This is a genomic window from Streptomyces sp. NPDC097129 (assembly GCF_055668065.1).
Genome location: NZ_JBVOQE010000108.1, coordinates 1 through 1,084, shown reverse-complemented (window position 1 = coordinate 1,084; position 1,084 = coordinate 1). Strand labels below are relative to the sequence as shown.

The following is a 1,084-nucleotide window of genomic DNA, read 5'->3' as shown; positions in this document are numbered from 1 at the left end:
AATTGTCTCCCGGGCCGTACAGGTTGGTGGGCATAGCTGAGATCCAGGGGCGACCATGCTGCCGCCTGGCAGCTTGAACATGGAGTATTCCCGCGATCTTTGCTATTGCATAGGCGTCGTTGGTCGGCTCGAGATGCCCGGTGAGCAGGTATTCCTCCTTGATCGGTTGCGGTGCCAATTTCGGGTAGATGCACGATGATCCGAGGAACAGGAGACGCTCGACGCCGTGTGCGAGGGCAGCGTCGAGCACGTTCACCTGGATGCGCAGATTCTCCGACAGGAAGTCGACGAGGAAAGTGCTGTTCGCCGCAATCCCCCCAACTTTTGCTGCTGCGAGGATCACGTTGGTCGGCTTTTCGCGGGCGAAGAAATCGAAAGCAGCTTCCCGGTCACGTAGATCGAGTTCGGCCGACGTCTTTCCGAGCAACCTGGTGAAGCCCGCAGATTCCAGGTGTCGCCACACCGAAGAGCCGACCAGACCTCGGTGGCCGGCCACGTAGAACGGTGCGCCTCGATCGAGTGGTCGCGCTGCGAATGAATCACTCATCGCGTCGCCGACCAGTCGGGAAGTGCCGGAGTGTCGATCCACGGTCGCCCTTCGTGTTCGAGCGCTTCGATGTCTGCCTCGACCATGATCCGGGCCAGTTCGGGGGTGTGCACTCCGGCCTTCCACCCGAGTTTGCGCTCGGCATGACTCGGATCCCCGATCAAGGCGTCGACCTCAGTCGGACGAAGGTACCGCTCGTCGAATCGCACGTGATCTTCCCAGTTCAGACCCGCATGTTCGAAAGCGACTGTCAGGAAGTCGCGCACCGAATAGTTGCCACCGGTGGCGAGCACAAAATCCTCAGGCTCGTCGACCTGCAACATGCGCCACATTCCCTCCACGTACTCCGGCGCATATCCCCAGTCGCGAATCGCATCGAGATTGCCCATGTACAAATGGCTTTCCAGACCGGCCTTGATCCGTGCCACCGCTCGCGTGATCTTACGAGTGACGAATGTTTCGCCTCGCCGGGGAGATTCGTGGTTGAACAGAATTCCGTTCACGGCAAAGATCCCGTACGCCTCGCGGTAGTTCTTG

The 1,084-nt window shown here is 59.9% G+C and carries 2 protein-coding genes; both read right to left on the bottom strand.

Features of this window, described 5'->3' with window-relative positions:
- A partial coding sequence (locus tag AC0B9F_RS38460; RefSeq protein ID WP_472010492.1) for an NAD-dependent epimerase/dehydratase family protein occupies positions 1-547 on the bottom strand: 547 nt, incomplete at its 3' end.
- A partial coding sequence (locus tag AC0B9F_RS38455) for a GDP-mannose 4,6-dehydratase (RefSeq protein ID WP_472010490.1) occupies positions 544-1,084 on the bottom strand: 541 nt, incomplete at its 5' end. The genes AC0B9F_RS38460 and AC0B9F_RS38455, both read right to left, overlap by 4 nt.